Origin of the sequence: Kaistella soli (assembly GCF_019038595.1) — a bacterium.
GTDB lineage: Bacteria > Bacteroidota > Bacteroidia > Flavobacteriales > Weeksellaceae > Kaistella > Kaistella soli.
Window position 1 is genome coordinate 187,357 of record NZ_JAHOPF010000002.1, and the last position, 25,146, is coordinate 212,502.

The 25,146-nt window shown below is 41.0% G+C and carries 22 protein-coding genes; 10 read left to right on the forward strand and 12 right to left on the reverse strand.

Annotation, left to right across the window (positions count from 1 at the left end; all coding sequences use genetic code 11):
- Nucleotide 1 precedes the first annotated feature (1 nt).
- Nucleotides 2-5,449, reverse strand: coding sequence for an N-6 DNA methylase (locus tag KSK37_RS04000; protein WP_217199601.1), 5,448 nt, complete (start codon nucleotides 5,447-5,449; stop codon nucleotides 2-4).
- On the reverse strand, nucleotides 5,436-5,873 hold the full coding sequence (locus KSK37_RS04005) for a DUF1896 domain-containing protein (RefSeq protein ID WP_002978435.1): 438 nt from the start codon (nucleotides 5,871-5,873) through the stop codon (nucleotides 5,436-5,438). The genes KSK37_RS04000 and KSK37_RS04005 overlap by 14 nt, the downstream gene beginning before the upstream one ends.
- Before the next feature lie 162 nt (nucleotides 5,874-6,035).
- Between KSK37_RS04005 and KSK37_RS04010 the strand changes: the two genes are divergently transcribed.
- From KSK37_RS04010 to KSK37_RS04045, 8 genes are all read left to right on the forward strand, one after another.
- The gene (locus KSK37_RS04010) at nucleotides 6,036-6,599 is read left to right on the forward strand and encodes a helix-turn-helix domain-containing protein (protein ID WP_217199602.1); all 564 of its coding nucleotides are present in this window, start codon (nucleotides 6,036-6,038) and stop codon (nucleotides 6,597-6,599) included.
- An 84-nt stretch (nucleotides 6,600-6,683) separates the two neighbouring features.
- Nucleotides 6,684-9,098, forward strand: a complete 2,415-nt coding sequence (locus tag KSK37_RS04015; protein ID WP_217199603.1) for a heavy metal translocating P-type ATPase — start codon at nucleotides 6,684-6,686, stop codon at nucleotides 9,096-9,098.
- A 99-nt stretch (nucleotides 9,099-9,197) separates the two neighbouring features.
- A complete protein-coding gene (locus KSK37_RS04020; RefSeq protein WP_002978428.1) occupies nucleotides 9,198-9,419 on the forward strand; it encodes a heavy-metal-associated domain-containing protein in 222 nt (73 codons plus the stop codon).
- Nucleotides 9,420-10,069: 650 nt separating this feature from the next.
- Nucleotides 10,070-10,954, forward strand: a complete 885-nt coding sequence (locus KSK37_RS04025) for a DUF3347 domain-containing protein (protein ID WP_013632648.1) — start codon at nucleotides 10,070-10,072, stop codon at nucleotides 10,952-10,954.
- Between the two features lie 11 nt (nucleotides 10,955-10,965).
- Complete coding sequence (locus KSK37_RS04030; protein WP_013632649.1) at nucleotides 10,966-11,487, forward strand: DUF305 domain-containing protein; 522 nt, start codon at nucleotides 10,966-10,968, stop codon at nucleotides 11,485-11,487.
- A gap of 39 nt (nucleotides 11,488-11,526) precedes the next feature.
- The gene (locus KSK37_RS04035) at nucleotides 11,527-12,189 is read left to right on the forward strand and encodes a DUF3347 domain-containing protein (RefSeq protein ID WP_013632650.1); all 663 of its coding nucleotides are present in this window, start codon (nucleotides 11,527-11,529) and stop codon (nucleotides 12,187-12,189) included.
- Nucleotide 12,190: 1 nt separating this feature from the next.
- Nucleotides 12,191-12,640, forward strand: a complete 450-nt coding sequence (locus KSK37_RS04040; RefSeq protein ID WP_013632651.1) for a heme-binding domain-containing protein — start codon at nucleotides 12,191-12,193, stop codon at nucleotides 12,638-12,640.
- A gap of 21 nt (nucleotides 12,641-12,661) precedes the next feature.
- A complete protein-coding gene (locus tag KSK37_RS04045) occupies nucleotides 12,662-14,932 on the forward strand; it encodes a multicopper oxidase family protein (protein ID WP_013632652.1) in 2,271 nt (756 codons plus the stop codon).
- A gap of 43 nt (nucleotides 14,933-14,975) precedes the next feature.
- Here the strand turns inward: KSK37_RS04045 and KSK37_RS04050 are convergent, their stop codons facing one another.
- From KSK37_RS04050 to KSK37_RS04060, 3 genes are read right to left on the reverse strand one after another with little or no spacing between them, the layout of a single operon-like run.
- Nucleotides 14,976-15,854 carry an ORF6N domain-containing protein gene (locus tag KSK37_RS04050; RefSeq protein ID WP_002978411.1) on the reverse strand — a complete coding sequence of 293 codons (879 nt, stop codon included), beginning with the start codon at nucleotides 15,852-15,854 and terminating at the stop codon, nucleotides 14,976-14,978.
- Nucleotides 15,844-17,937, reverse strand: a complete 2,094-nt coding sequence (locus KSK37_RS04055) for a type IA DNA topoisomerase (RefSeq protein ID WP_217199604.1) — start codon at nucleotides 17,935-17,937, stop codon at nucleotides 15,844-15,846. Before KSK37_RS04055 ends, KSK37_RS04050 begins: the two co-directional genes overlap by 11 nt.
- Before the next feature lie 6 nt (nucleotides 17,938-17,943).
- Nucleotides 17,944-19,233, reverse strand: coding sequence for a DUF3945 domain-containing protein (locus KSK37_RS04060; RefSeq protein WP_425513996.1), 1,290 nt, complete (start codon nucleotides 19,231-19,233; stop codon nucleotides 17,944-17,946).
- A 245-nt stretch (nucleotides 19,234-19,478) separates the two neighbouring features.
- Between KSK37_RS04060 and KSK37_RS04065 the strand changes: the two genes are divergently transcribed.
- On the forward strand, nucleotides 19,479-20,513 hold the full coding sequence (locus KSK37_RS04065) for an IS110 family RNA-guided transposase (RefSeq protein WP_217199419.1): 1,035 nt from the start codon (nucleotides 19,479-19,481) through the stop codon (nucleotides 20,511-20,513).
- A 53-nt stretch (nucleotides 20,514-20,566) separates the two neighbouring features.
- On the opposite strand, the gene KSK37_RS04070 is transcribed toward KSK37_RS04065, so the two are convergent.
- The 4 genes from KSK37_RS04070 to KSK37_RS04085 form a co-directional block, all read right to left on the reverse strand.
- Nucleotides 20,567-20,725 carry a hypothetical protein gene (locus KSK37_RS04070; protein WP_217200087.1) on the reverse strand — a complete coding sequence of 53 codons (159 nt, stop codon included), beginning with the start codon at nucleotides 20,723-20,725 and terminating at the stop codon, nucleotides 20,567-20,569.
- 85 nt (nucleotides 20,726-20,810) lie between these two features.
- On the reverse strand, nucleotides 20,811-21,119 hold the full coding sequence (locus KSK37_RS04075) for a helix-turn-helix domain-containing protein (protein WP_002978404.1): 309 nt from the start codon (nucleotides 21,117-21,119) through the stop codon (nucleotides 20,811-20,813).
- Between the two features lie 12 nt (nucleotides 21,120-21,131).
- On the reverse strand, nucleotides 21,132-21,485 hold the full coding sequence (locus tag KSK37_RS04080) for a helix-turn-helix domain-containing protein (RefSeq protein ID WP_024566644.1): 354 nt from the start codon (nucleotides 21,483-21,485) through the stop codon (nucleotides 21,132-21,134).
- 249 nt (nucleotides 21,486-21,734) lie between these two features.
- Nucleotides 21,735-22,580, reverse strand: a complete 846-nt coding sequence (locus KSK37_RS04085; protein ID WP_217199606.1) for an RteC domain-containing protein — start codon at nucleotides 22,578-22,580, stop codon at nucleotides 21,735-21,737.
- 490 nt (nucleotides 22,581-23,070) lie between these two features.
- Here KSK37_RS04085 and KSK37_RS04090 point away from each other — a divergent pair, with 490 nt between their 5' ends.
- Nucleotides 23,071-23,538, forward strand: a complete 468-nt coding sequence (locus tag KSK37_RS04090; protein ID WP_217199607.1) for a methylglyoxal synthase — start codon at nucleotides 23,071-23,073, stop codon at nucleotides 23,536-23,538.
- 50 nt (nucleotides 23,539-23,588) lie between these two features.
- Here KSK37_RS04090 and KSK37_RS04095 read toward each other — a convergent pair whose 3' ends face one another.
- Genes KSK37_RS04095 through KSK37_RS04105 form a run of 3 tightly spaced genes read right to left on the reverse strand, consistent with a single transcriptional unit; the run spans nucleotide 23,589 to nucleotide 25,111 of the window.
- Nucleotides 23,589-24,014, reverse strand: coding sequence for an organic hydroperoxide resistance protein (locus KSK37_RS04095; RefSeq protein ID WP_217199608.1), 426 nt, complete (start codon nucleotides 24,012-24,014; stop codon nucleotides 23,589-23,591).
- 2 nt (nucleotides 24,015-24,016) lie between these two features.
- Complete coding sequence (locus KSK37_RS04100; protein ID WP_217199609.1) at nucleotides 24,017-24,451, reverse strand: MarR family winged helix-turn-helix transcriptional regulator; 435 nt, start codon at nucleotides 24,449-24,451, stop codon at nucleotides 24,017-24,019.
- A 27-nt stretch (nucleotides 24,452-24,478) separates the two neighbouring features.
- Nucleotides 24,479-25,111, reverse strand: coding sequence for an NAD(P)H-dependent oxidoreductase (locus KSK37_RS04105; protein WP_217199610.1), 633 nt, complete (start codon nucleotides 25,109-25,111; stop codon nucleotides 24,479-24,481).
- Nucleotides 25,112-25,146 lie beyond the last annotated feature (35 nt).

Here is a 25,146-nt window from a genome sequence, read left to right on the forward strand (position 1 = left end):
ATTACAATACGCCACGCGACAGATGAACACCTTTCGTCCGTATAATACTTTCCTGAACCTTTGGAGCTTCTTTCTGCTTTTCTACCTGCTCCGGGACTGCTTCCCCTTGCTTAACAGGTTCTATTGAAAGCTGTATCTTCCTTTCTACGGCTGCCAGTTCCGTTTTAAGTTCACTCAATCGACTTTCTTTAGACCACGTACCGTTAACCACTTCCTGAAGTATAGGTAGGTCTTTCTGTATTTCAGCGATTTTTTCCTGTTCCTGTTTTACAAAGCCCGGCAGCTTTTCCAAAGCCCTTAAAAAATTCATTGTGGCAGTTTCAGGGTCCTTTGCCATCAGACCGTTATTGTAGGTGTATTTGATATTTCCCTCGCCCTGTACCAAAAAGCGGTTTACCCGAATATCCGAACCCTCTTTTTCCGACATTTCTGTTTTGACCAACAGCGTAAAACCATACAAGCTGCCTATCTCTTCATACTGACCTGCGGTGCGGGCTTTGTCCGCAATCTCGTTCAGCTTCGCACCGATTTGTTTCGGATTTGCATTGGGCGGCAAACCATCCAACAGCACAGGGTTTTCGATTGTACCGTCCGAACGCTTTTGGAGGCGTTGCTGTAAGTTTTCCCAGTCTGTACTCATCCGGTTCAAACGGGATTGAGTGCTTTGCAGCATTTCCGTATAATCCTGCACCTTAAACTTAGCACTGGATTTTGAACGGTTGAAAGCCTGCTTTTCGCTTTCCAGTCCGGCAATTTGTTTTTCCAGTTTGGCTTTATCCAACAGGTCTGTATTTCCTGACAGGATTGCCACGTATTCTGAAAAGTTCATTCCCGATTTTTCGTCCATACTTCCCTCGTCAATCGTTCTTTTGGTCAGATTGTTGGTCTTTAACTGGTCGATGAAAAGCTGCTTGTTGTACAGCAGGTTGAACTTGTAACTATCCAACGATTTTTCAACGGCATAGATAATCACATCCACTTTATTATCGGCGAAGAATTTGGCAATCTCGTTGCCTTTCCGAATTGCCCGCCCGTCCCTTTGGGCAAGGTCAGACGGTCGCCACGGCGTATCTAAATGATGAACGGCAACGGCTCTTTTCTGTGCGTTAACGCCAGTTCCGAGCATACTCGTAGAACCGAACAGCACACGGATTTTGCCCTCGTTCATCCCGTTGATAAGGTCTTTACGCTGCTTATCATTTTTCGCTTCCTGAATAAACCTTACTTCGTGGGCTGGTATGCCGTGGTCTTCCACGAGCTTGCGTTTGATTTCGGAGTACACATTCCATTCGCCCGGCTTATAAGTTCCCAAATCAGAGAAAACGAACTGCGTTCCTTTCTGTGCGTTGAACTGGTTGTAATACTTGGCGATATTTGCCGCACAATGCGAAGCCTTGTTGTCGGGGTGGTCGTCGTAAATACCGCTTACCATACGCATATCGAGCGACATTTTACGGGCATAGTCCGTAGCAATGAGCATCTTTGCTTTTTCTTCGCTTTGCGATAGTGGTAATCTTCCGAGCAATGTTGCATCGCCTGTTTTGGCAAATTGCATCAGGCTTTGAATAAAGGCTTCTTGGTCGGGCGTTGGCGGTATGTTATAAAGGATTTCGTTTTTGTTCGGTCGGTCAATACCAATATCCTTTGCCGTTCTGTAATCCGTGATTTCAGAATAGAACTGCGCCAGTTCCGGCACTTTGATAAAGTAGCGGAAACGCTCTTTTGCTATAATATTGTTGGCTACCGAAAATTCATAATCGGTCGTTTTCCTTGCGTAAATTGCTGCCCAGGCATCAAATGAATGAATGCCCTGTTTTTCCATTGCTCTTGGTCGCAGGTATTTGAACAGCAGGTACAATTCCGTTAAAGAATTGCTGATGGTTGTACCCGATAGGAAGGTTGCGCCCATATCCGCATTGATGCGTTCCTGAATGGTGCGAATAGCAAATAGCAGGTTCAATGCCTTTTGGCTGCCGTCCACATTGCCCAATCCGGCAACCCTTGTATGCCTTGTATTGAACATCAGGTTTTTGAATTGGTGGCTTTCATCAACGAACAAATGGTCAATGCCCATCATCTTAAAGTCCACCACATCATCTTTGCGGTTCTCAATATCGTGTTGCAGGGTTTTGAGCTTCACTTCGAGGTTTTCTTTCCGTTTGATTACTCCGGCAAGCATCCCTCTGGTCACTTCCTTGCCTTGCGATTGGAGAGCATCAAGGTTACGCTCTACGCTGTCTAATTCTATTTCGAGAATTTCCTTTTGTATTTCGGGCGACTGCGGTATCATTCCAAACTGGTCGTGTGTGAGTATCACACAATCCCAATCATTATTTTTAATATCCCCGAAAATGCGCAGGCGTTTTTTAGGCGTAAAGTCATCAATACCTGGATAAAGTATTTTGGCGTGTGGATAGGCTTTTCGGTAGTCTTCAGCAATGGCAGGTATGTTCGCCTTCAGCCCTATAATCATCGGCTTATGGGCTAATCCCAAACGCTTCATTTCCTGCGCTGCGGTACACATTACCAGCGTTTTTCCTGCGCCCACTTCGTGGTCGCAGATAGCACCGTTGTTCAGCTTTATCATCCAAACGGTGTCCTTTTGGCTTGAATACAGGTCTTCAATGCCTGCACCCTTGCGGTCTAATCCCGGAAATTCCTGATGACTTCCGTCATAGTTCGGGCGAACGAAACAGTTAAACGTATCGTTGTACTGGTCGGTCAGTCTGTTTTTAAACTCATCGTTCTGTGCGTGTAACCAGTCGGTAAAGGCGGTACGGATTTCATCAATCTTAGTATTCGCCATTTGTATGGCTTCCATATCCCGTACTTTAACCTCTTGGTCGCCAACCATTACTTTTTTGGTAATATCAGGCGTGGTATTGACAAGGGCGTGTTTGAGCAGGGCAATACCGTCAAACGTGCGGCTTTCCGCTTTGACGGCATATTTTTCCCAAATGTGCATATTGCCCTGATGACACTTTACAGAAAAGTCGTCGGAGCTTTCGGAATAATGAACCAGTACATCCGCATCAAACAAGTGCGAAGCGAAACGGGCATAAATTCCGGTAGGTATCCACCGTTCGCCGAGGTTAAAATCCAATTCCTCAAATTCAATACGTTTTGGTCGGGCTTCCTCTAAAGCGGTAAGGCTTTCTCTGGCTTCGGTATCATCGGGATTGTTTTCGAGGTAGGCTCTTACGTCGTCGGCTTTCTCAACTACGTTACCTGCAATCCAACGTTCAGCTATTTCGTATTCCTGTTGTAGCGGATTGTAGAACAACCGCCCGTGCAGGGTTTCTTTCAGGGTATCGGCAGGCAGGCTGCTGATTTCGGACATAAAGTCCAAATCCACGTTTCCGTATTTGTTCAGCGAGGCGGCTAAAGCCTCTTCGGGATTGTCGGTTGCTAACGTGGCGGTAGAAAAACTAACGGGACGGCTGAATATATCCGCTTTATGGATTATGCCGCCAATGATACGCTCCAGATAAGGAATTTCTTTGCCTGCGCTGTCCGTCTTTATCAGCTTGGCATTGTCGGCAGTATTGAGATTGCCGTATTTTTTGACAAAGCCATCGTACAGGAGGTTCAGGGTTTCACGTTCTGCCTTGTGTTCGGTCTGCTTTTCAGCTTCTTTTTGGTATAGGTTGATATAGCTGTCCCTTACGGCAATATAGGCTTCGGCTCTTGCTTTCTGTGAGGTCGGCAACTGCAATGGATGAAAGGTTGCTGTTGCCTTTTCGTCGTTCTTTTGCACCTCTTGCAGATAACCAACCCAACCGTTATCCACCACAAGGCAATCGTTACGGTGGAATGATTGCAGTTCGCCACTATACGGAGCAGGGTTAGGAATAGCATTAATATTGATAGCGGTAATGGCTGTCTTATCAGACTGGCCATTACCGTTTATTTGTGAAAACAGGTCGCCGATAGCTTCCTGTTTTTTGCCGTTAACCTGGTTGGTTCCATTAATAGCACCATTGGATTTTAGCGGTGTATAGGGCTGCTGCCTTACACTGCTGAACAGGTCGGGCTGACGACCTATTGTACCTTTTCTTTTTTTAGTGCTTTGCCTTTTAGTTTGGGTAGTTCTTTTAGGCGGAGCAAGTACCATTACAGGTTCGCCCGCACTTTCAAACAAGTCAAAAATGCTTAGTTGCTTTAATTCCTGCGGGCTTTCCTGACGGACTACCGGAGTAGGTACAGGTTGCGGCTTTTGCTGAATGATTACAGGGTCTATGACCGGAGGTGTAACTTTTGGTTCAATAGGAATTTGTATAACAGGCTCGTCGTTCTGTTCGCCTTTGTATAAACTCAAATTCAGATGCTTTCCAAAATCTTCGGAAAGCATTTGCTTCAAATCTTTGGCAATGCCCTCAACACCGTCTTTATGCGTATAGATTAAGGCAGGTTGCCCGTATGGGTCGGTATCTAATTTTTGGTCGGTATGGATAATTCTTGTACTGTCCTGAAAGAGCGCATTGCCAGGCATATTGTATTCAGATGGCTTGCTTTGGCAAAACAGATCTTCCCTGTCGGTCAGATTTTCTTTTGCCGTATTTTTTTGCAGGATAATCAGGTCGCTGCCGACTTCCGTACCTGCATAATCGGTAAACAGGTTGTTAGGCAATCTTACAACCGAAACCAAATTATTATCCTGCATCAACGCCCTGCGTATGGGTTCGTTCTTAGGGCTGTTCAGAATGCCCTGTGAAGTGATGTAAGCCAACAAACCGCCCTCACGGAGCATATCAGCACCTTTCAGAAAAAAGTAATTGTGTATGCTTCGGGCAGCTTGTTCCTTTGCGCTGTTTCTACTGCGTGAATAAGAAAGGTCAAATACGGAAGTATCGCCAAAAGGGATATTACTGGCGATTACATCATAGGTGTTTTGTTCCCTTTCGGGGATTTCCTCAAAGCCGTTTATACGGATATTGATTTCGGGGTAAAGCTGCTTTAAAATCTTGCCTGTAAGCAAGTCCTTTTCATAAGCGGTAACACTGGCTTTCTGATTTTCCGAAAAGGATTGGATGAATGAACCGATACCTGCGGAGGGTTCGAGGAATTTATCAATGTGCAGACCATTATCCCGCAAGGCAGATGAAATGGCATCTATAACTTTTGGTGGGGTATAAAAAGCCGTCAGTACGGAACTTTTCAGACTATCCACATACTTGCGGTATTGCTTATCGTCTTCGGAATTTTCTTTGAGTAGTTGGTGGAGTTCCTGCGTGAGTGGAAAAAGGTCGTGTTCTGTTTTTCTCCAATGATTGATGTCTATTTCGTTTTCTACGGGGTTCAGAACGAATTTAAGACCGCCAAATCCGCTGTATCGCATCATTAGCAGTCTTTCGCCTACGGTGGCTTGCCGTTTCTCCTTTTCCAGTTTAAAAACAATTCGCAGGGCATCAATATTCTGTTGGAGATGGAACCGCTTACTGAAGCCCATTTTCCTCAATCCATATTGAGATGGTTCCGGTCAGTTCGGTATAGAGTACATCAAACTCATTTCCGTTGGCGAAATCATCGGTTAATTCATATCCTGCGAAAACAGGCTCACAAACGGGGAACATTTTAAGGGCGAACGGTCGCAGCTCCTCGTCTGCCATTATGGCATCAAACTCATTGCATACCACTTTGAAAACCGTGTTGAACTTGGAGAAGTGCAAGCCCTCAAAAAGTATGTAGTTGGCTATTTCGTCGCATTGCTCAATGGCGTTTCCCGAACGGAAAGCACCCTCATAAGCATTGGCAGCCCACGAAGACCGTTGGTCAATAAATTTTTGGTCGTGCGCCTTTTCAGGAAAGCTGCTGTTTAATAATTCTTGCAGTCGTAATCTGAAATACGACAGGTCTTTTTGCTGTACATCCATACTTATTTTGTTTAGAATTTTACTTAAATCCTAAAATTATAGCAGTACATAAGCCCCTTTGCAGAAGTGGCAGGGTTTGGCTTTGAAAGGCGGGATTTGGCGTAGAATGGTATGATGCCAAAGATTAATTTGTACCTTTGTTAAGGTCGTAAAAAGGTATATATGAGTACACTCTTTATTAAAAATATGGTTTGCAACCGCTGTATTATGGTGGTGCAAAATGAATTGGATAAGTTAGGTCTGAACGTAAAAAAAATCAAACTTGGAGAGGTAGTATTGGATAAAGAGATTACATCCGAAGAAAAAAATAATGTAGATAAGGTTTTAATTCCATTAGGCTTTGAACTTATTGACGATAAAAAAAGCCGCATAATTGAAAAGATAAAAAATATAATTATTGACCTTGTGCATCATCAGGACAACTACGCCAAAACCAATCTTTCGGATGTGCTAAGTAGTCAACTGCACCACGATTATAATTATTTATCTAATCTCTTTTCGGAGGTAGAGGGTACTACCATTGAAAAATACTTTATTGCCCAAAAAGTAGAAAAGGTAAAAGAGCTATTGGTATATGATGAGCTTTCTTTGAGTGAAATTGCCTTTCGTTTAAACTATTCGAGTGTGTCCTACCTAAGCAACCAGTTCAAAAAAGTTACAGGGCTGACACCGAGCTATTTCAAACAGATAAAAGAAGATAAAAGGAAGCCATTGGATAGTTTGTAAATCTTACACATAAATTCCAAAATTTCACAATAGCACCCACCCATATAATAGCCAATTTTGTACTGTTAATTAAATCAGGCAAATATGGCAACGAATAATAAAGAAACTATTTATCTTCCCTTAGAAGATGTAGAAAGCGAACATTGTGCGTTAATCGTTGAAAAAGGATTGGCACAGGTCAAAGGCATCGAAACCCACAAAGTAGAGCTAAACAACCGCAGGGCAGCTATCACGGTAGATAACAGCGCAGCGATAGGCGCAGCGGTAAAAGCAATCAAAGATTTAGGTTACGGCGTTTCTACTGTAAAACATACATTCCCTGTATTGGGAATGACCTGCGCATCCTGTGCAGGCAGTGTAGAAAGTATTGTAAAGCATCAGGAGGGCGTTATAGAAGCATCCGTAAACTTTGCTACGGGAAATCTTACCGTGGAATACCTACTCAATATGACCGATGCCACCAAACTGCAAAAGGCGATACAGTCCATAGGTTACGATTTACTGGTAGAAGAAGAAAATAAGCAGCAGGAAACATTAGAAGCTATCCACGCTGAAAAGTTCCAAAAGCTAAAGACTAAAACCGTATGGGCTATTGCGCTGTCATTGCCTGTTGTATTGATAGCAATGTTCTTTATGGATATGCCCTATGCAACCCCTATAATGTGGCTGTTCTCTACTCCTATTGTATTGTGGTTAGGCAGGGATTTTTTCATCAATGCCTGGAAGCAGACAAAACATCGTTCAGCCAATATGGATACACTGGTAGCATTGAGTACAGGTATCGCTTATCTGTTCAGCGTATTCAATATGTTGTTTGCAGATTTTTGGCATCAGAGAGGACTACACGCCCACGTATATTTTGAAGCAGCAGCCGTAATTGTCGCATTTATCCTGTTAGGGAAACTATTGGAAGAAAAAGCCAAAGGCAATACCTCTTCAGCCATTAAAAAACTGATGGGCTTACAACCCAAGACCGTTATTGTTATACAAGCGAATGGAACCGAAAAACAAACCGCTATTGAAGAGGTAAACGCAGGCGATGTTATTCTTGTAAAGCCGGGCGAAAAGATTGCGGTGGACGGTATGGTTACTTCGGGCAGTTCCTACGTTGATGAAAGTATGTTGAGTGGCGAGCCTGTACCTGTACAGAAAAAAGAAAACGAAAAAGTATTTGCGGGAACGATTAACCAAAAAGGAAGTTTCCAATTCAAAGCGGTTAAAGTCGGAAGGGAAACAATGCTTGCCCATATCATCAAAATGGTTCAGGATGCGCAAGGCAGTAAAGCACCAGTACAAAAGTTGGTAGATAAGATTGCAGGAATTTTTGTTCCCGTTGTGATAGGGATTGCTATTCTCACATTTATCCTATGGTTTATTTTAGGCGGCAACAATGGCATAGTTCAGGGATTGTTAGCGGCTGTTACGGTATTGGTTATTGCCTGCCCTTGTGCTTTGGGATTGGCTACGCCTACCGCTATAATGGTTGGCGTTGGCAAAGGTGCTGAAAACGGTATTCTGATAAAGGATGCCGAAAGTTTGGAATTAGCCAAAAAAGTTGATGCCATTATTTTAGATAAAACAGGAACGATAACAGAGGGTAGACCAGAGGTAACAGGTATCGAATGGCTAAACAATGATGATGCAACGAAAGATATTTTATTAAGCATCGAAAAGCAATCCGAACACCCATTGGCAGAAGCGGTAGTGAAACATTTAGACGGTGTACAAACCACTACTTTATCACTGTTCGATAGTATTACAGGAAAAGGTGCAAAAGCCAATCACAACAACGAAACCTATTTTGTAGGCAATAAAAAGCTATTGGCAGAAAACAACATTACCATTGCGGAGCAACTGCAAAAGCAAGCGGATGAATGGGGAAAACAATCCAAAACAGTTATTTGGTTTGCCGACAGCAAACAGGCGCTTTCCGTTATCGTCATTTCTGATAAAATCAAAGAAACATCGGTCGAAGCCATCCGGCAAATGCAGGATATGGGCATAGAATTGTATATGCTTACGGGCGATAATGAAGCCACTGCAAAAGCCATTGCAAAGCAAACTGGCATCGGGCATTACAAGGCAGAGGTATTGCCACAGCACAAAGCCGATTTTGTAAAGGAACTTCAAAGCAAAGGCAAAGTAGTGGCAATGGTTGGCGACGGTATTAATGACAGCACAGCTTTGGCAACAGCCGATGTAAGTATTGCAATGGGTAAAGGTTCCGACATTGCAATGGATGTTGCCAAGATGACCATTATTTCATCAGACCTTACCAAAATACCACAGGCAATAAAACTTTCAAAACAGACCGTAGCCACTATTAAGCAAAATCTGTTTTGGGCATTCATCTATAATTTAATCGGCATTCCTATTGCGGCAGGTATCTTATTCCCAATAAATGGCTTCCTGCTGAACCCGATGATTGCAGGTGCAGCAATGGCATTGAGCAGCGTGAGCGTGGTAACTAACAGCCTGCGGTTGAAGTGGAAAAAGTAAAACATTAAATATCACAAATCAAATAAGAAATTCCACAACAATACAGAACGGTATAGTGCTGAAATTTGTGGTATCAAACAACAATCAAAATTTAAGACAATGGAAAATAAAGAATTTCAATTTAAGACGAACATCAATTGTGGCGGTTGTATAGCATCTGTAAAGCCGCATTTGGACAATGCAGAGGGCATCTGCCATTGGGAAGTTGACACCGCCAATAAAGACAAGGTACTTACAATAAAATCAGAGGGTATTACCGAAGACCAGGTAATTGAAACAGTACAAAAAGCAGGCTTTAAAATCGAACCTTTAAACGCTTAATATATTGAATTTATAATGCCCTTTTTAGCAACCTGACCTGATAAAAAGGGCATTATATCTTTAAAAATGGAAAAAAAATGCGGCTTTATTAAACATTTGGTATCAAACACCAAAAAAAGAGGGAAAGCCATCAAAAAAAGATAATCTTATTTGTAACTTTGTAGTGTTGAAAAATTTGGGTAAACATATCAGCTTTGTTCTCTTACTGTGTTTGGGATTTTTCCTTATGCCGAGCATAAGCTATGCCTGCGCCAAAAAAACAACTAAGACGGAACAAAAATCCTGCTCAAAAGAAAAATCTGAAAAATCGCAGCACAAAAACAGTTGCAAGGACAAGTCCTGTAAAAAATGTAAGGATGGTCACGACTGCGGAGGCAATTGCAAACACAGTTCTTGCAGATGCGGTGCTTCAACAACTTCTTTAAGTGTACCTGTTGTAATCGAATTGAAAGCAAAAAATCTGTTTGCAGAAGCAAAAAAGCAAAAATTCGGTTTCAAACAAGCCTATTATTCTTCAGGCTTTTTCTCCATTTGGCTACCGCCTAAAATAAGCTAAATCTGTTGCTTGACAGCCACAGGTATGTCTTGTCGAAAACCCAATCCAGTTTTCGCACCCCTTTTGTATATCTTATTAAATTAAAATTTTCAAAATGAAATCATTATCAAAAATAGTGATGGTAATCGGCGTATTACTATCATCAATAAACAGTTTCGCACAAATCAAAAATGCGAAAACAGAAACCGTAAAAATTTACGGCAATTGCGGTATGTGTAAAGCCACTATCGAAAAAGCAGGCAATGTGAACAAGGTAGCCAGTGTGGAATGGAATAAAGACACTAAAATGGCTACGCTCACTTATGACAGCGATAAGACCAATCAGGATGAAATATTGAAACGTATCGCTTTGGCAGGTTACGACAGCGAAAAGTTTTTAGCACCGGATGATGTGTATGCAAAGCTGCCGGGATGTTGCCAGTACGACAGAGAATTAAAGCCAGTCGCAAAATCTAATGATGCGGGTATGGATATGAAAAGCGGACACACCAACCATAACCACAACGAAATGGCAACAACAAAAACTGCCGATGACCAAAATGCACCACAACTGAAAGTCGTATTCGACAACTATTTTTCAGTTAAAGATGCTTTGGTAAAAACTGATGCAGGTACATCATCCGCAAAAGCTGCCGAATTGGTAAAAGCTATCAAAGCCGTAGAAATGGCAAAACTTTCTACCGGGGAGCATACCGTTTGGATGAAAGTAATGAAAGACCTGACAGCAAATGCAGAAAAGATTGCTGCTTCTAAAGATGTTGCCCAACAAAGGCAAACATTCGCTTTACTTTCTAAGAATATGTACGAACTGGCTAAGGTATCAAAACAGGAAACACCTGTTTACTATCAGCATTGCCCAATGTACAATAACGGGAAAGGCGCAAATTGGTTAAGCAAAGAAGAAGCGGTTAAAAATCCTTATTACGGTTCTCAAATGCTAACCTGTGGTAGCGTACAGGAAACAATTAATAATAAATAAATTCTTCTGTTATGGAAAATATAGAAAACAAGCACGATATGCACCACCACACGGCAAATGAGGCGCATAATGCCAAACATTCTTTAGCAATGTACAAACGGTTCGCTGTAATGGCTGTGGCGATGTTCGCAGCGATGTATTTCCTTATGTATGCTATGATTGACAGATTGGATAATCTTATCCCGAACATCAATAATTTGTATATGACCCTGCTGATGGTTTCGGCAATGTTGGTCATTGAATTATGGATAATGAAAGGAATGTATCAAAACAAAAAAATCAACTGGGCAATCATTGCATTTTCCCTCGCAATTGGCATCTTCTCTTGGTTTGGCATCAGGGAGCAAATAAATGTGGGCGACAAACAATTTGTAAAAGGAATGATACCGCACCACGCAGCAGCAGTGCTGATGTCGGAAAAAGCAAAATTAACCGACCCCGAACTGATAGAGTTGCAAAAAAACATACTTGAAACACAGGCAAAGGAAATCGAATTTATGAAGCGAAAGCTGAAAGAATTTGAAAACAAGTAAACCACAAAAATTTCTTTAACAACATTAAATAGCATTAAAATGAAAAATATATTTTTCTCCATCATCGCACTGGCTACGGTTGTAGCAATAACCGTTTCCTGCAATCAGTCTTCCAGTAAAAACAGCGACAAAACAGCCAATGATAGTACAGTGGTGTCTGACGCTCAAAATGTGCCATCATCAACACAAAATGATACGGCAACTTCTACTGCTCCAGTTGATACATTAGCTAAAGCTGCAGAAAAATCAGATGTAAAAAAGCAGGCGCAAAACTTCTCTATTGCACCCATAATTACCGATTATCTGTCATTAAAAAACGCCCTTGCTTCAGACAATGACAAAGCTGCTGCCAATGCAGGCAAACAGTTGTTCATTACCTTGAAAAATGTAGATATGAAAACCATACCTGCAAACAAACATAAGGAGTATATGGATATTGCAGAAAATGCAAAAGAAAACGCAGAGCATATTGGCGACAATGCCGGAAAGATAGACCACCAAAGAGAGCATTTAGCATCATTAAGCAAAGATGTTTCCGACCTTATAGCATTGTTCGGAACTACCCAAAAATTGTATCAAGATTATTGCCCGATGTACAATGATGGCAAAGGTGCTATTTGGATTAGTGAAGCAAAGACAATCAAAAATCCTTACTATGGTAGTAAGATGCTTACCTGCGGTTCTGTAAAAAAAGAATTTTAGAATGAAGAAAGTATTAAAGATAATTTTAGCAACAGTGCTGTTTATTTTTATTGCAATCCAATTTTATCAGCCTGCCCTTAATGTAGATAAAGGGCAGGTTTACACAACCGATTTTACACAAGTCTATAAAATGCCTATTGAAATAAAAGCGATGTTTCAAACGTCTTGCTACGATTGTCATAGCAACAATACCAATTATGTTTGGTACGACTATGTACAGCCTGCAAGAACATTGGTAGGAACCCATATCAAAAATGCAAAAGAAGATTTGAATTTCAATGAATGGGGTACATACTCAAATAGAAAGCAGGAAAGATTACTAAACTCAATTAAAGAACAAATAGAAACGAAGCAAATGCCTCTGTCCTCATATACACTGATGCACAAAAATGCAAAATTGAATAATGAGCAAATCAAAACATTAATCAATTGGCTAAAAGAACAGGAATGAGTTTCAAAAAAAAATATCAAAATGAATATACCCATAAATAGTAAAATAAGGTTGCTGCAAGCAGTATTTATACTGTTATGTTCGCAATCCCTATTTGCACAGAAAGTAGTGCATTACGACTTGTATGTAAAAGATACGCTTGTCAACTATGCAGGAAAAACAAAAAGAGCCATTGCCGTAAATGGGCAAATACCTATGCCCACGCTCACATTTACAGAGGGCGACACTGCCGAGATTGTAGTGCATAACCAGTTAAAAGAAAGTACATCACTGCATTGGCACGGCGTATTTTTGCCCAACAAAGAGGACGGTGTGCCCTGGCTTACACAAAAGCCTATTGAAGCCGGAGCAACATACACCTATCGTTTTCCAATTATCCAACACGGAACGCACTGGTATCATTCCCATTCAGGTTTGCAGGAACAGATTGGAATGTATGGCAGTTTTGTAATGAAAAAGCGGGATGACGACAAAACCTTTAGAAAGGGCATTGATGATTTGCCTACCGTACCCATTATTTTAAGCGAATGGACAAATTATAACCCCAACAACATTAACCGAATGTTGCACAACGCCAATGATTGGGCAGCTATCAAAAAAGGTGCAACACAATCTTATGCAGAAGCTATTAGAGAAGGGCATTTCAAAACCAAATTAACCAACGAATGGAAACGTATGTTGGCAATGGACGTAAGCGATGTGTATTATGACAAAATATTAATTAACGGAAATCATACTACCGATTTAAAAACCGTTGACGGCAAAATACTAAAAGCAGGTGATAAAGTAAGGTTAAGAGTTTCAAATGGTGGCGCATCCTCTTACTTTTGGTTACGGTATGCCGGAGGTAAAATTACCGTAGTAGCCAATGATGGTAACGATGTAGAACCTGTTGAAGTAGATAGGTTAATTATAGGAGTTTCTGAAACATACGATGTCGTTGTAACAATCCCCGAAGAAGGTGTTTCTTATGAATTTTTAGCCACTACTGAAGACCGAACACAATCAGCCAGTTATTTTTTAGGTAATGGTATCAAACAATTAATTTCCCCACTGCCCAAATTAAAATATTTTGAAGGGATGAAGATGATGAACGATATGATGAAGATGAATGGTGATTTGGACGATATGGGAATGAAAATGAGCCTGAACCAAATGGATATGAACGTGGTAATGTATCCCGAAATTACAGGAGAAGCCAATCAAAAGCAAGACCATAGCCAACACAATATGAATATGGATAACGACCCCAATCGTTACAATGCAAATGCTTTAGGAGAAATTAAAACCCTAAACTATGCAATGTTGCAATCGCCCTACAATACTTCACTTCCCAAAGATGCACCCGTAAAAGAACTAAAATTTACACTTACCGGAAATATGAACCGCTATGTGTGGAGTATGGATAACAAAATTCTTTCAGAAGTTGATAAAATTCCTGTAAAGAAAGGAGAAATTTTACGCATCACCATTTACAATAACTCAATGATGCGACACCCAATGCACCTGCACGGTTTCGACTTTAGAGTAATTAATAGAAAAGGCGAAAAATCACCACTGAAAAATGTGTTAGATATAATGCCAATGGAAACAGATACCATTGAATTTTTGGCAAACGAAGAAGGAGATTGGTTTTTCCATTGCCATATCCTATATCATATGATGTCGGGGATGAACAGGGTTTTTGCTGTGGATGACTATAAAAATCCAAACTTACCCAACAAGAAACAAGCATACAATAAATTACAGAGAGAGAGCAATATGCCACATTTTATGGCACAGAACGATTTTGCAACCAATGGTAATGATGGCGAGGCAATGTTTCAAAATGCAAGATGGAGTTTAGGCACAGAATGGCGTTTAGGTTACAATGATATGCACGGTTACGAAGTAGAAACACATTTAGGAAGATACATCGGAAAAATGCAGTGGTTTATGCCATTTATAGGCTTTGACTGGCGTTACCGTAAAATGGGAATAGATGAACACGAAACCAATTTATTCGGGCAGAAAAACGAAAAAGATACACGTAGAGCCTTTAGTTTAGGTTTTATGTACACCTTGCCAATGTTAGTCAATTTTCAGGCAGAAGTATATCACGATGGTATCGTTCGCCTGTCTTTAATGCGAGAAGATATACCAATTTCAAAAAGATTAAGAGCTGGTTTTATGGTCAATACCGATATGGAATATATGGCAGACTTGAAGTATATCATCAATAAGAATATAGGTATTCGTACACACTATGATAGTGATATGGGCTTGGGTATAGGGCTGTCACTAAATTATTAAGGATTATGCACCATTCCCCTCCGAAATATCGGAGGGGATTTTTTTACTTGTTTAAAATCTGCAAAACTCTACCAAGTTCAATATCCATTCTTGAAAAGGCAAACCAATTTTTGCCCAGGTCTTTGAGCGATGCCCCGATATGGTAGAGTTCTGAATGGTCAATAATCAAAAAACGGTCGTGGGCATCAGAAAACACTTCAATGTCTATCGGAGGATATTGGCTATTGTAGCGTTGTAAATCTAATCGTAGCTGATTACTGATGCTTTTGGTAAGGATTGTAGCGGTTACAGTAGTCTTACGCTTACCCAACAAAGTAAGCACCGTATCATCCACATAATTATCAAGCAAGATAATTGAGCTTTTGGCACTTCGGATAATATCGGAAACAAAGGCGTAGGCATCAAATACCTGCCCATTGTAGAAAATACCTTTCTCGCTGTACAGCTTGTCGCTTTCCAAAGCCTTAAAAATCTCTTCAAATTTTTGGTCGGCTTCCAGTTGCTTTAATTCGATATTATCCAAACGATGGAACAAAGAAGCGTTGCTAATGAGCATTTTTCGCATTTCAACAAAAGCATTCATTATTTCCACACTCATTTTAACGGCTATATCAGAACGGAGTATGGCAGATGCCATTGCAACGCCCTGTTCGGTAAAAACATAGGGCAAATAACGTCTGCCGCCGTAGTTTAAACTTGAGGTTCCAATTTGGAACCTCAAGTTTTCAATTTCCTCTTCGGTCAGTTGAAAACAGAATGATACTGGAAAACGCTCAATATTTCTTTTTACGGCTTTGTTCAGGTTCTTTGTTTCTACCTGATATAAGGCAGCGAGGTCGCTATCCAACATTACCTGTTTGCCCCGGATAGTATAAATCAGGTTTCTGATTTCTTTGGGTATGATTGACAGTTTATTTTCCATTGCGTTTACTGCTTTTGTTTTTCTCAAACTCAAAAGAACTTTCCGCATTCTCTTTCAGCACGATATAAGCATCGAATTTCTTTCCGGCTTTGCTTGTCATTCCTTTGATAAGAGAGGTTTTGCCTTTATTGACAAGGCTTGTTATGTTTTCGATACTGATTTGTACACCGCAGACGGTGCGGAACTGTACCCAGTTACAAGCCTCATCAGGGCATTTCACAATTTTGTCACGGATAATGAGTTGCTGACTTTTACATTTCGGGCAGGTCAGTTTCGGCTGATTGGTGCTTGCAATAGAGGTTTGCAGCAGTTCATCGGTAATGGATTTCGCATAGGTTTCCATTTCCTTTTGGAATGTTCCGGCATCCGCTTCGTTGTTCTCGATTTTCTGCAATGCCAGTTCCCATTCGGCGGTCATTGCCACATCCGCAATTTTCCGGTCTTTAACAAGCCCGTACACCTGTAATCCTTTTTCAGTAGGGATTAAAGAACGTTTATCCCGTTGGATATAATTGCGGGTAAACAGGGTTTCGATAATGGCGGCTCTTGTTGCAGGAGTACCGATACCGATATTTTTGAGGGCTTTTCGTTCTTCCTCGTTCTCGATTTCTTTCCCTGCGGTTTCCATAGCCGACAAAAGCCCGGCTTCGCTGTAAAGCACTGGCGGTTTGGTCTGCTTTTCCAAAACGGCGGCTTCCTTTATGGCAAGTTCGTCGCCTTTATGCAGTTCAGGTAATTCCTGCACTGGTTCTTCGCCATCGTCTGTAAAACTCCCTTTGATGGAACGCCAACCTGCTTCCTGAATTTTACAGCCTTTTGCCATAAAGTCGTAATGCAATACCTGTAATGATACATCGGTTATTTCTTTGACACAGGCTTGTGATATGGCTTCGAGCAATCGAAGCGCAATCATATTGTAAATCTTGTTTTCGTCTGCATTAAGTACCGACGGCACTTTGTCCGTAATCAACAAACCGTGATGGTCCGTTACACGGAGGTCATTCACGATACGTTTGTTGAACCGTCCCCATTTGATTTTGGTTAGAGCTTGCTTGCAATCTTCCCGGTTCTGCAAAGCCCGCACAAGGTTTGGAATTTCTGCCCACATATCTTCAGGGATGTATTTGCTTCCGGTACGTGGGTAAGTGATAAACTTCTTTTCGTACAGGCTTTGTGCGATATTGAGCGTTGCTTCAGCAGATAATTTCAGCCTTTTATTGGCTTCCTTTTGTAAGCCTGTCAGGTCGAAAAGCAAGGGCGGTTGTTCTGTAACGCTTTTGGTTGCTGCTGATGTAACTGTTTCCTTTGTACCACGCTGAATAGCTTTAAGGGTATCATCGGCAAGCTGCTTTTCTTCCCATTTGGTTACGGAAATGCTTTTGAAATCAACCTGCGCTTTATTGTGCGATAATTGTATCTGCCAGTATTTCTTTACCGTGAAATTCTTATTGTCGAGGTAGCGTTTACATATCAAAGCCAGTGTGGGCGTTTGTACTCTTCCGAGCGAATAGATACCATTGCCTGCGGCTATGCTCAATGCCTGTGTAGCATTGATGCCCACAAGCCAATCGGCTCGGCTTCTGCCTTGTGCCGCCTGATGCAATCCGTCAAATGCTGCCCCGTCTTTTAGATTATCAAAGCCTTGTTTTATGGCTTTTTCGGTAAGCGAACTTATCCAAAGGCGTTCAAAGGGTTTGTTGCATTTAAGGTATTCGTAGATATAGCGAAATATCAATTCGCCCTCACGTCCTGCATCGGTAGCAACAATAATGCTGTTGCTACGGCTAAAAAGCTGTTCGATAACTTTCAGTTGCTTTAATGCGCCAGTATCGGCAGTGTACTCTTTGTCTTTTTTGACCTTGCGGACGGTCAATAAAAAAGGGTTGGGCAATATCGGCAGGGATGCTTTATCAAATCCCGAAATGCCGTAGTCTTCGGGCATTCCCAGTCCTATTAAATGACCGAATGCCCACGTAACAAAATAGCCGTTACCTGTCAGGTAGCCGTCCTTTTTATCGGATGCTCCCAACAAGCCGGCTATTTCCCTTGCTACGCTTGGTTTTTCTGCAATAATTGTTTTCATACTGTATTACATTTTTCTGCCTTTGGATTTTGCAGGCTTATTGTCCTGTTGTTCCTGCTGCTTTTCATTTTTCGGTCTTTGCTGCCCGGACTTTAAAGGCTCTTGGACGTTCTTGGTTGCTTCGTTGGTTTTGCCCTCTGAATTGACAGCAGTCTGTGTTTTATGGGCTTCGGTGGGTTTTACCCTTTCCTTATAGTGGTTAGGAAACTCAAAATTGGTCTTTCCTGTATCCTTATTGAAAGTGATATAGCCCTGATAAGGTTGCCCTTTTTTATCTTTTAATCCATCAATGTAGATAGTTTGACCTGCTTTGAAATCCTTATGTTGCTCATCGGTTAGTTCTTTACCACGGAATGTTTTCGGGGCTTCCTGTGGTTGGCTTTGTTGGGTGTTCTGTTGGTTCGTTTGCGCTTGCTGATTGTTATTGCTTCTGTCAAACAGGAACTCAACGTATCTTTTGTCAGCATTGAATTGTACCGTTGCCGAAAACTCCGTTCCCTTAGTGGAAGTCATACCCTCTAAATAGAGTGGTTTTCCCTCCATCAGCGTTTGCTTTTGTTCGTCATTCAGCTTTACGCCCTTAATTTCATCGGGAATTTTGATAAACTCCGTGCGCAATGCAATCACATCATTGGTCAGCCTGTCAATGCTGATAATGGACGGCATCAGTTCGCCCGTTTTGGAATTTACCAAATTGACGACACGCCCCATATTGCCCGTTTCGAGCAGGTTTTTCTTGTCTTCGTCCGTAAACTTGTGACCGAAAAACTCAAAATGCAGGTTAGGTTCTCTTTTGATACCGTGTATTGCCACGATAACATTGCCGTCTTCCGCTTGCTGCAAAGACAGGCGGGCATCCGTGCGGAGGATAGAACCACCGAGGTTAATTCCTATCGGTAAAAGTTCATTGGTTTTGTAACCACGTAACAAAGGGTCGAGCAGATTTCTTTTTTCAAGATACTCTTTGCTTAATCCGAGGTTTTTCATTGTGTCCCAATCAACCTGCTCCGGCTTGTAGCGGTATTCGCTTGCTTCCGTTGTTGTTTGTGCTGTTGCCATATTATTTTGATTTTCTTGTTTTTTATCCGGCTGGGGTTCTGCTTTCACTTCGTGTTCTTTCAGTACTTTTTCGCCCTGTGGAGTGGGCTTATTTAAGTGCTTTTGCAATTCCTGTGCTTTTTCAGCAGCAACAGGGGCAGGCACTTTGAAGAAAGTAAAGTTTGTAGGGTTCTTTAACTGGCTCAAAAAATTGGAAAAGAAGTTGGAAAAGAAATCGCCCCCCTTATCCACACGCATAAACTGGTTTTGGTTCTCGTATGTTTGCAATACTATAAATATCAGTTACTTTGGAGAATAAAGCTAAGAGGCAGAAGAAATATTTTGGTTCAGGTAATTAGCTCTAATATACCGTAAAAAGAAAGATTCTCTGTCTCTAAGTTTCTCCGAATCTGAACAGTACTTAGGGAGTTTTATACATCCCGCATAAATGCGAGAAAAGATGAAAAGGAACTGTAGCTTTTTTCCAATCAAAAAATAAATCTATGGAAAAGCATTGTGTCGGGATTGATGTCTCAAAAGATTACCTGGATTGCTGTTTTGGAAGTTCAGACAGCTTTCAGAACCAAAAATTTACAAAGAGTAAAAAGTTTGGTAATGACAAGGCCGGATTTAAGGAGCTTTTAAAGTGGGTGAATGCCCAGAAAGTTTCAGAAGAGATGTTGTTTGTAATGGAGGCCACTGGAGTTTATTACGAACATTTGGCCTACTATTTAAGCGAACATGATTGTAAATTATCAGTCTTACTTCCCAATATGGTGAAGCACTATTCAAAGAGTTTGAATGTGAAAACCAAGACGGATCGGAAGGACTCAGAAGTTTTATCCAGACTGGGTTTGGAAAGAAAACTCACCAGTTGGAATATGCCTACGAAAATCATGCGAAATCTGAAGTTTTTGAGTAGGGAATACCGTGAAGTAAAAGATAAAATTAATCAGGTCAAAAATCAGTTGCACGCTCGACATCATAGTTATAGTTGCCCTGTTTCTACTGAGAAAAGATTAAAGAAGCAGCTGGCTTTGCTGGAAACGCAAGTGGTGGAAATAGAGGCGGAACTAAGGATGTTGGTGATGTCAGATTCAGAGTTTTATGAAAAGGTTCAAAAAATATGCAGCATTCCCGGTGTAAGTTTTATTACGGTGATTTGTATTATCGCGGAAACTAATGGATTTGCGTTAATCAGCAATACAAGGCAATTGGCTAGTTATGCAGGATTGGATGTCCAGCACAACCAATCAGGGAACAAGCAAGGCAAGAGCAGAATATCCAAAAAAGGAAATAGTTTTATTCGGTACGCTTTATATATGCCAGCATTGTGTGCGACCAGGTTTAATCCCGTGATGAAGGATTTTTACAACAATATGAATGACCGCAAACCAGCCAAGAAAATAGCAATAACTGCGGTGGCGAGAAAGCTATTAATCCTGATCTATATACTGTGGAAAAATGCCGATGAGTTTGATCCGGCTTATGAGGAAAATAAGAAAGTAGACAGGGTTGCGCCTGCCTACACAGGATGAACATAAAGTTCTCCTTAAAATAGTTTAAACAAATATCGAAAAATATTTGGAAATTAACACAGTACCTTTTTGGTGGGGTCAACGGTTTCCATTTTTCCGTTTTCGTCGATACTTTTTACCGCCTGGATTTTCATTTTCTCTTTATCCAGTACGAGTAATATGTCCGAAAACTGTTCGGGCATTTCCTGTTTATTTGTTGTTTCTTCGCTCATAGTCTGAAAATTTTAAAATTTCACGCTCGAATGTAAAGGAAGCCTTCACTGATTTGCTCTATGTGGCACTCAAAGGCAGTGTTTGTCACTTATTGGCATCCAGTTTGGGCAAGGGCGGGTTAAAACTTTCCCTGATGAACTGATGCACATCGGACAGTTTGTAATACAGTTTTCCGCTAATGGTATAATATGGGAGCTTGCCTATGGAGCGATACCGTTGCAGGGAACGGTTACTTATTTTCAGCATTTGCAATAAGTCCTGATTATCCAGTAATTCTTCGCCGTCTATGCTGTTGCGCTTCTTTTGTAAATCGTCTATGTGGTTGCCGAGAATGTCAAGCCTGTCCATTATGCGTTCCATCCACGCCACAAATTCCATTTTGTCGATATTCATACGGGTACGCTTTTAATTATTACCTGATTTCAGTTTTCTGCCTTTCTCGATATAGCTTTTGCCTTTCGCCATAAGCTGCTCCACATATTCATCGGTGGTCTGCACGGCGTTAGCGTTAAGCATTTCCTTAATCGCACCAATCGTATAGTAATACTGCCCGTACATTTTTGAAAAGGCTATCTGCCCGTTGGTACGCATACGCCACAATGTTTTTTCGCTGATGTGGAGATACTGGCAGACTTCGTGATTGTTGAGCCACAAACTATCGTAGCTTGTATCTTCCAGTTTGAGGATATATTCGCTAATGGCTTTCAACCGTTCATTGAGGTGCTTCCACACTTCTTCGTCAACTGTTATAATATTCATTGCACTGCTGTTTAATGTTCACAGGACAAAATTCAGAAGTGTGGCAGTGTTTGTCTGCCAATGCTTACCCATTGGTTTGGCACTTTTTTGAAAATTTTTACAATGAGAAAAACCCTTGTTTAATAAGGGTTTTAGCGGGGTTGGGATATTTTACGGTAGCCTTTTGCCAACATTTGCCAATTGGCATATATGGGCAAACAAAAAGCAGTACACAAAATGTACTGCTTTAAAACACCTATGCTGATACAGCTAAAGGTCTTTATCCATATATTCTTCGAGGGAAATTTTGAGTTGGTCTAAAAACGCTGTCCGGGAGCCTGCCCTTGTTTTCATTCGGTGGAAAGAATGATGTATATCGTTTAAGGGAGTTCGGAATAAGATTTGAAAAATCAATGCTAATTTTCTGATACCTATTTTACCGTATGCAATAGATTTGGAAGCATACAGGGCGTAAATCAATTCAATAAGCGCATTTTGTGAATTAGTCCACGAAATGTCTTTGTGTGTATCTCCGTTCATTAAAATGGTATCGGGATTTTTTTCGGGGTTAATTTTAGTAAGCATATAGGTGTAAAGTAATTCATTCGCTATAATGTGGGCTATTTTGTTATCAAAGTATGTGGAGAAACTTAGGTCGATTTCAAACACGCCACTCTTTAACCCATCGTGGTAATTGATTTGTCCGAGCCTGAAATAAATATGGTCACGGTCTGTTCTGTCAGCACGGTAGTATCTGTAAAAATCCTCATTGCAAATGCTTTCTTTATATTCTGATTTGAGGGCTTTTAATTGGTTCTCATAATAGCTTTGATGTATTTTGCCATTGCTGACAGGGCAGGTAGTTTCAATGCGGAATACTTTGTTATAGTAAATGAGTTTCCCTAAAATTTGTGGTTTAATGTTCTTGAAAAAGTCAATCTCTTGCTGTTCATTTGTAAATCCGGCTTTTAAGACTTTGGCTTTTATAGTACACAGCATTTCATTTAGGAACAAGGTCATTTGGTAAGCCTCGTCTGCCGTTCGCATCATTTGAGAAGACAGCTTGTCTTCCTGATGATGAATTTGCGATAATATTTTGTTCAACACGATTTCCATAGCTTAGACGTTTAGAAATTAGCACTACTTGTTTCGGAATTACATCTTTGTTGATTTGTCAAAACTTGGAAATAATCTTGGAACCAATATCACAGGTTGCCCCCATATTGGGAAAGATTTATTTTTAATTACTGTTTCTGAAAGAATTAGAAAAAACAGAAAAAGGGTTAAGTACGCTACGACTTAACCCTTTTTTTATTAAATTTGCAGTAATGATTTACAAGGTAATCAGATGAAAGCGAGTGCAGTAAGCACCATTACTAAATCGTTACCGATGGCACTTTCGGTTCTTGTAAACTACTCTTTATTAGCTACTTTAGGCTATATTAATCTTTTTCCGCAAAAAATTAACTTTTATTTAGGATTATATAAATTTTGTTTCCGTTCGTTTTTTGACGGAAAATGTTTTGTGTTTTTGGGAATACATATAATATCACTAAATTTATCTGCTGCGAGGAAAAAAATTAATATTCACAGCCGAAAAAATTCTATGAGCAGTCAGACAAGAACTCTAAAATCTAAAAAGACCATTGCCCTGGTCGCGCACGATCACAAAAAAGATGAACTGATTAACTGGGTTAAAAAACACCGTGCAATCCTCACTGAACACCATCTTATTGCCACGGGAACCACAGGAAAGTTAATTGAAGATGAACTGAATGTTGCGGTGCAGCGGGTTTTAAGCGGGCCTTTGGGTGGTGATCAGCAATTGGGAGCTTTAATTGCAGTGGGGAAAATAGATATGGTGATTTTCTTTTGGGATCCGATGGAATCTCAGCCCCACGACAGCGATGTTAAGGCATTTCTGCGACTGTGTGTTTTATGGAATATCCCTACAGCAAGCAATTCTACTTCTGCAGATTTCCTGATCAGTTCACATTATATGGACGAAGAATATACGGTGGAGATCCCGGATTTTGATGATTATCTAACGCGTAACATTAAAAAAGGATTATAAAAAAGCCCGGAATAAATCCGGACTTTTTCTTTTTTTCATCATACGCGATACTACGCGTAATTCGTTACAGTAAGTATTACTTCAATATTATTTCTTGTTGCGTTTGAATAGGGACATATCTGATGGGCTTTTTCGGTAAGCTCCCGCGCTTCTTGTATTGATACGCCGGGAATATTAACGTCCAGTTCGGCAGCCAACCCAAATCCTCCGTTTTCAATCTGCCCGATGCTCACCTTTGCCGTTACGGAAGTTTCACCGCTCTGAACTTTTGCAAGACCGATTACACGGTTGAGGGCACTGTCGAAGCATGCTGCATATCCGGCTGCAAAAAGCATTTCTGGGTTTGCGTAGTCATCGTTTGCACCGCCCAGACCTTTCGGCATTCTTACTTCCAGATCCACTACTCCGTTTTCACTTTTCACATGTCCGTTACGGCCTCCTTTTGCAGTAACCGCCGTGGTGTACATTGCTTTCATAATTATTTCTTTATATTGTTCAGTATTTTATTGATGGAAGTTTTCAGCTCCTGTAATTCCTCAATCTTCATATTTACTTTATCAAGTAACTGGTCAGGTACGCTGCAGGCTTTCTGCTTTAATTCCCTTCCGCTGTCTGTAAGGAAAAGCTGCACTACCCTTTCATCTCCGGAGTTTCTCTTCCGGTTGATAAAACCTTTACTTTCAAGTCTTTTCAATAATGGCGTCAGCGTACCGCTGTCAAGAAAAAGCTTTTTGCCGATATCGCAGACTCCAAGTCCGTCATTTTCCCACAGCACCATCATAACGAGGTATTGCGGATATGTGAGGTTCAGTTCCTCAAGCAAAGGACGGTAGAGTCCGGTGACCTCTTTGGAGAGAACATATAACGGAAAGCAAATCTGCTGATCGAGCCGTAAAGAATCTGAATGTTCCATAAAAAAACAGGAATATCTGTTGGGTGATTATTTATTAATAATGAACTCCTCCATCGGAAGCCTCACTTTTTTCATTGTAGAAAGCCAGTCTTTCTCTGCATCGCGGTATCCCAAATAAAGTAAAGTTACACTTTTCAATCCCAGCGCTTTTAGTCCCAGGATTTCATCAACTACTTCATTGCTGAAGCCTTCTGCCGGTGTACTGTCAATTTTCAATTCTGCGGCCTGCGCCATTGCAAGTCCTAAAGAAATGTAAGTCTGGCGTGCAGTATGTGCAAAATGCTGTTCCGCGGTCTGTGCGCCATACATATTTTTAAGCTGGTCGGTATAACTGTTGAAACGGCCTCGTGGTAAATCTCTTATATCCGTGTGCATATCATACACTTTATCTATCTTTTCAGGGGAATAACTGTCCCATGCAGCAAATACAAGAACGTGAGAACTGTCTCTCATCACCTCCGGGTTCAGCGCTCCTTTAACCATCTGCTCCTTCAGCTCCTGATTTTCTACAACAATAATCCGGAAAGGCTGCAGACCTGATGACGTAGGCGCCAATCTTGCGGCTTCAAGAATACTGTTTAAATCTTCTGTTGAAACTTTTTTGGTAGGATCATATGCTTTTACTGCATGTCTCCAGTTTAAATTTTCTAATAATGACATTGCTTGTTATATTTTAATTATTAATGTTTTTGTCA

What these genes read in the sequence shown, in the direction of transcription:
- KSK37_RS04030 (WP_013632649.1), top strand. Translation starts at nt 10,966, where the DNA reads ATGGAAAATATAGAAAACAAGCACGATATGCACCACCACACGGCAAAT.
- KSK37_RS04080 (WP_024566644.1), bottom strand. Translation starts at nt 21,485, where the DNA reads ATGAATATTATAACAGTTGACGAAGAAGTGTGGAAGCACCTCAATGAA.
- KSK37_RS04025 (WP_013632648.1), top strand. Translation starts at nt 10,070, where the DNA reads ATGAAATCATTATCAAAAATAGTGATGGTAATCGGCGTATTACTATCA.
- KSK37_RS04005 (WP_002978435.1), bottom strand. Translation starts at nt 5,873, where the DNA reads ATGGATGTACAGCAAAAAGACCTGTCGTATTTCAGATTACGACTGCAA.
- KSK37_RS04015 (WP_217199603.1), top strand. Translation starts at nt 6,684, where the DNA reads ATGGCAACGAATAATAAAGAAACTATTTATCTTCCCTTAGAAGATGTA.
- KSK37_RS04065 (WP_217199419.1), top strand. Translation starts at nt 19,479, where the DNA reads ATGGAAAAGCATTGTGTCGGGATTGATGTCTCAAAAGATTACCTGGAT.
- KSK37_RS04090 (WP_217199607.1), top strand. Translation starts at nt 23,071, where the DNA reads ATGAGCAGTCAGACAAGAACTCTAAAATCTAAAAAGACCATTGCCCTG.
- KSK37_RS04000 (WP_217199601.1), bottom strand. Translation starts at nt 5,449, where the DNA reads ATGGGCTTCAGTAAGCGGTTCCATCTCCAACAGAATATTGATGCCCTG.
- KSK37_RS04095 (WP_217199608.1), bottom strand. Translation starts at nt 24,014, where the DNA reads ATGAAAGCAATGTACACCACGGCGGTTACTGCAAAAGGAGGCCGTAAC.
- KSK37_RS04100 (WP_217199609.1), bottom strand. Translation starts at nt 24,451, where the DNA reads ATGGAACATTCAGATTCTTTACGGCTCGATCAGCAGATTTGCTTTCCG.
- KSK37_RS04045 (WP_013632652.1), top strand. Translation starts at nt 12,662, where the DNA reads ATGAATATACCCATAAATAGTAAAATAAGGTTGCTGCAAGCAGTATTT.
- KSK37_RS04040 (WP_013632651.1), top strand. Translation starts at nt 12,191, where the DNA reads ATGAAGAAAGTATTAAAGATAATTTTAGCAACAGTGCTGTTTATTTTT.
- KSK37_RS04010 (WP_217199602.1), top strand. Translation starts at nt 6,036, where the DNA reads ATGAGTACACTCTTTATTAAAAATATGGTTTGCAACCGCTGTATTATG.
- KSK37_RS04060 (WP_425513996.1), bottom strand. Translation starts at nt 19,233, where the DNA reads ATGCGTGTGGATAAGGGGGGCGATTTCTTTTCCAACTTCTTTTCCAAT.
- KSK37_RS04020 (WP_002978428.1), top strand. Translation starts at nt 9,198, where the DNA reads ATGGAAAATAAAGAATTTCAATTTAAGACGAACATCAATTGTGGCGGT.
- KSK37_RS04075 (WP_002978404.1), bottom strand. Translation starts at nt 21,119, where the DNA reads ATGAATATCGACAAAATGGAATTTGTGGCGTGGATGGAACGCATAATG.
- KSK37_RS04070 (WP_217200087.1), bottom strand. Translation starts at nt 20,725, where the DNA reads ATGAGCGAAGAAACAACAAATAAACAGGAAATGCCCGAACAGTTTTCG.
- KSK37_RS04055 (WP_217199604.1), bottom strand. Translation starts at nt 17,937, where the DNA reads ATGAAAACAATTATTGCAGAAAAACCAAGCGTAGCAAGGGAAATAGCC.
- KSK37_RS04035 (WP_013632650.1), top strand. Translation starts at nt 11,527, where the DNA reads ATGAAAAATATATTTTTCTCCATCATCGCACTGGCTACGGTTGTAGCA.
- KSK37_RS04105 (WP_217199610.1), bottom strand. Translation starts at nt 25,111, where the DNA reads ATGTCATTATTAGAAAATTTAAACTGGAGACATGCAGTAAAAGCATAT.
- KSK37_RS04050 (WP_002978411.1), bottom strand. Translation starts at nt 15,854, where the DNA reads ATGGAAAATAAACTGTCAATCATACCCAAAGAAATCAGAAACCTGATT.
- KSK37_RS04085 (WP_217199606.1), bottom strand. Translation starts at nt 22,580, where the DNA reads ATGGAAATCGTGTTGAACAAAATATTATCGCAAATTCATCATCAGGAA.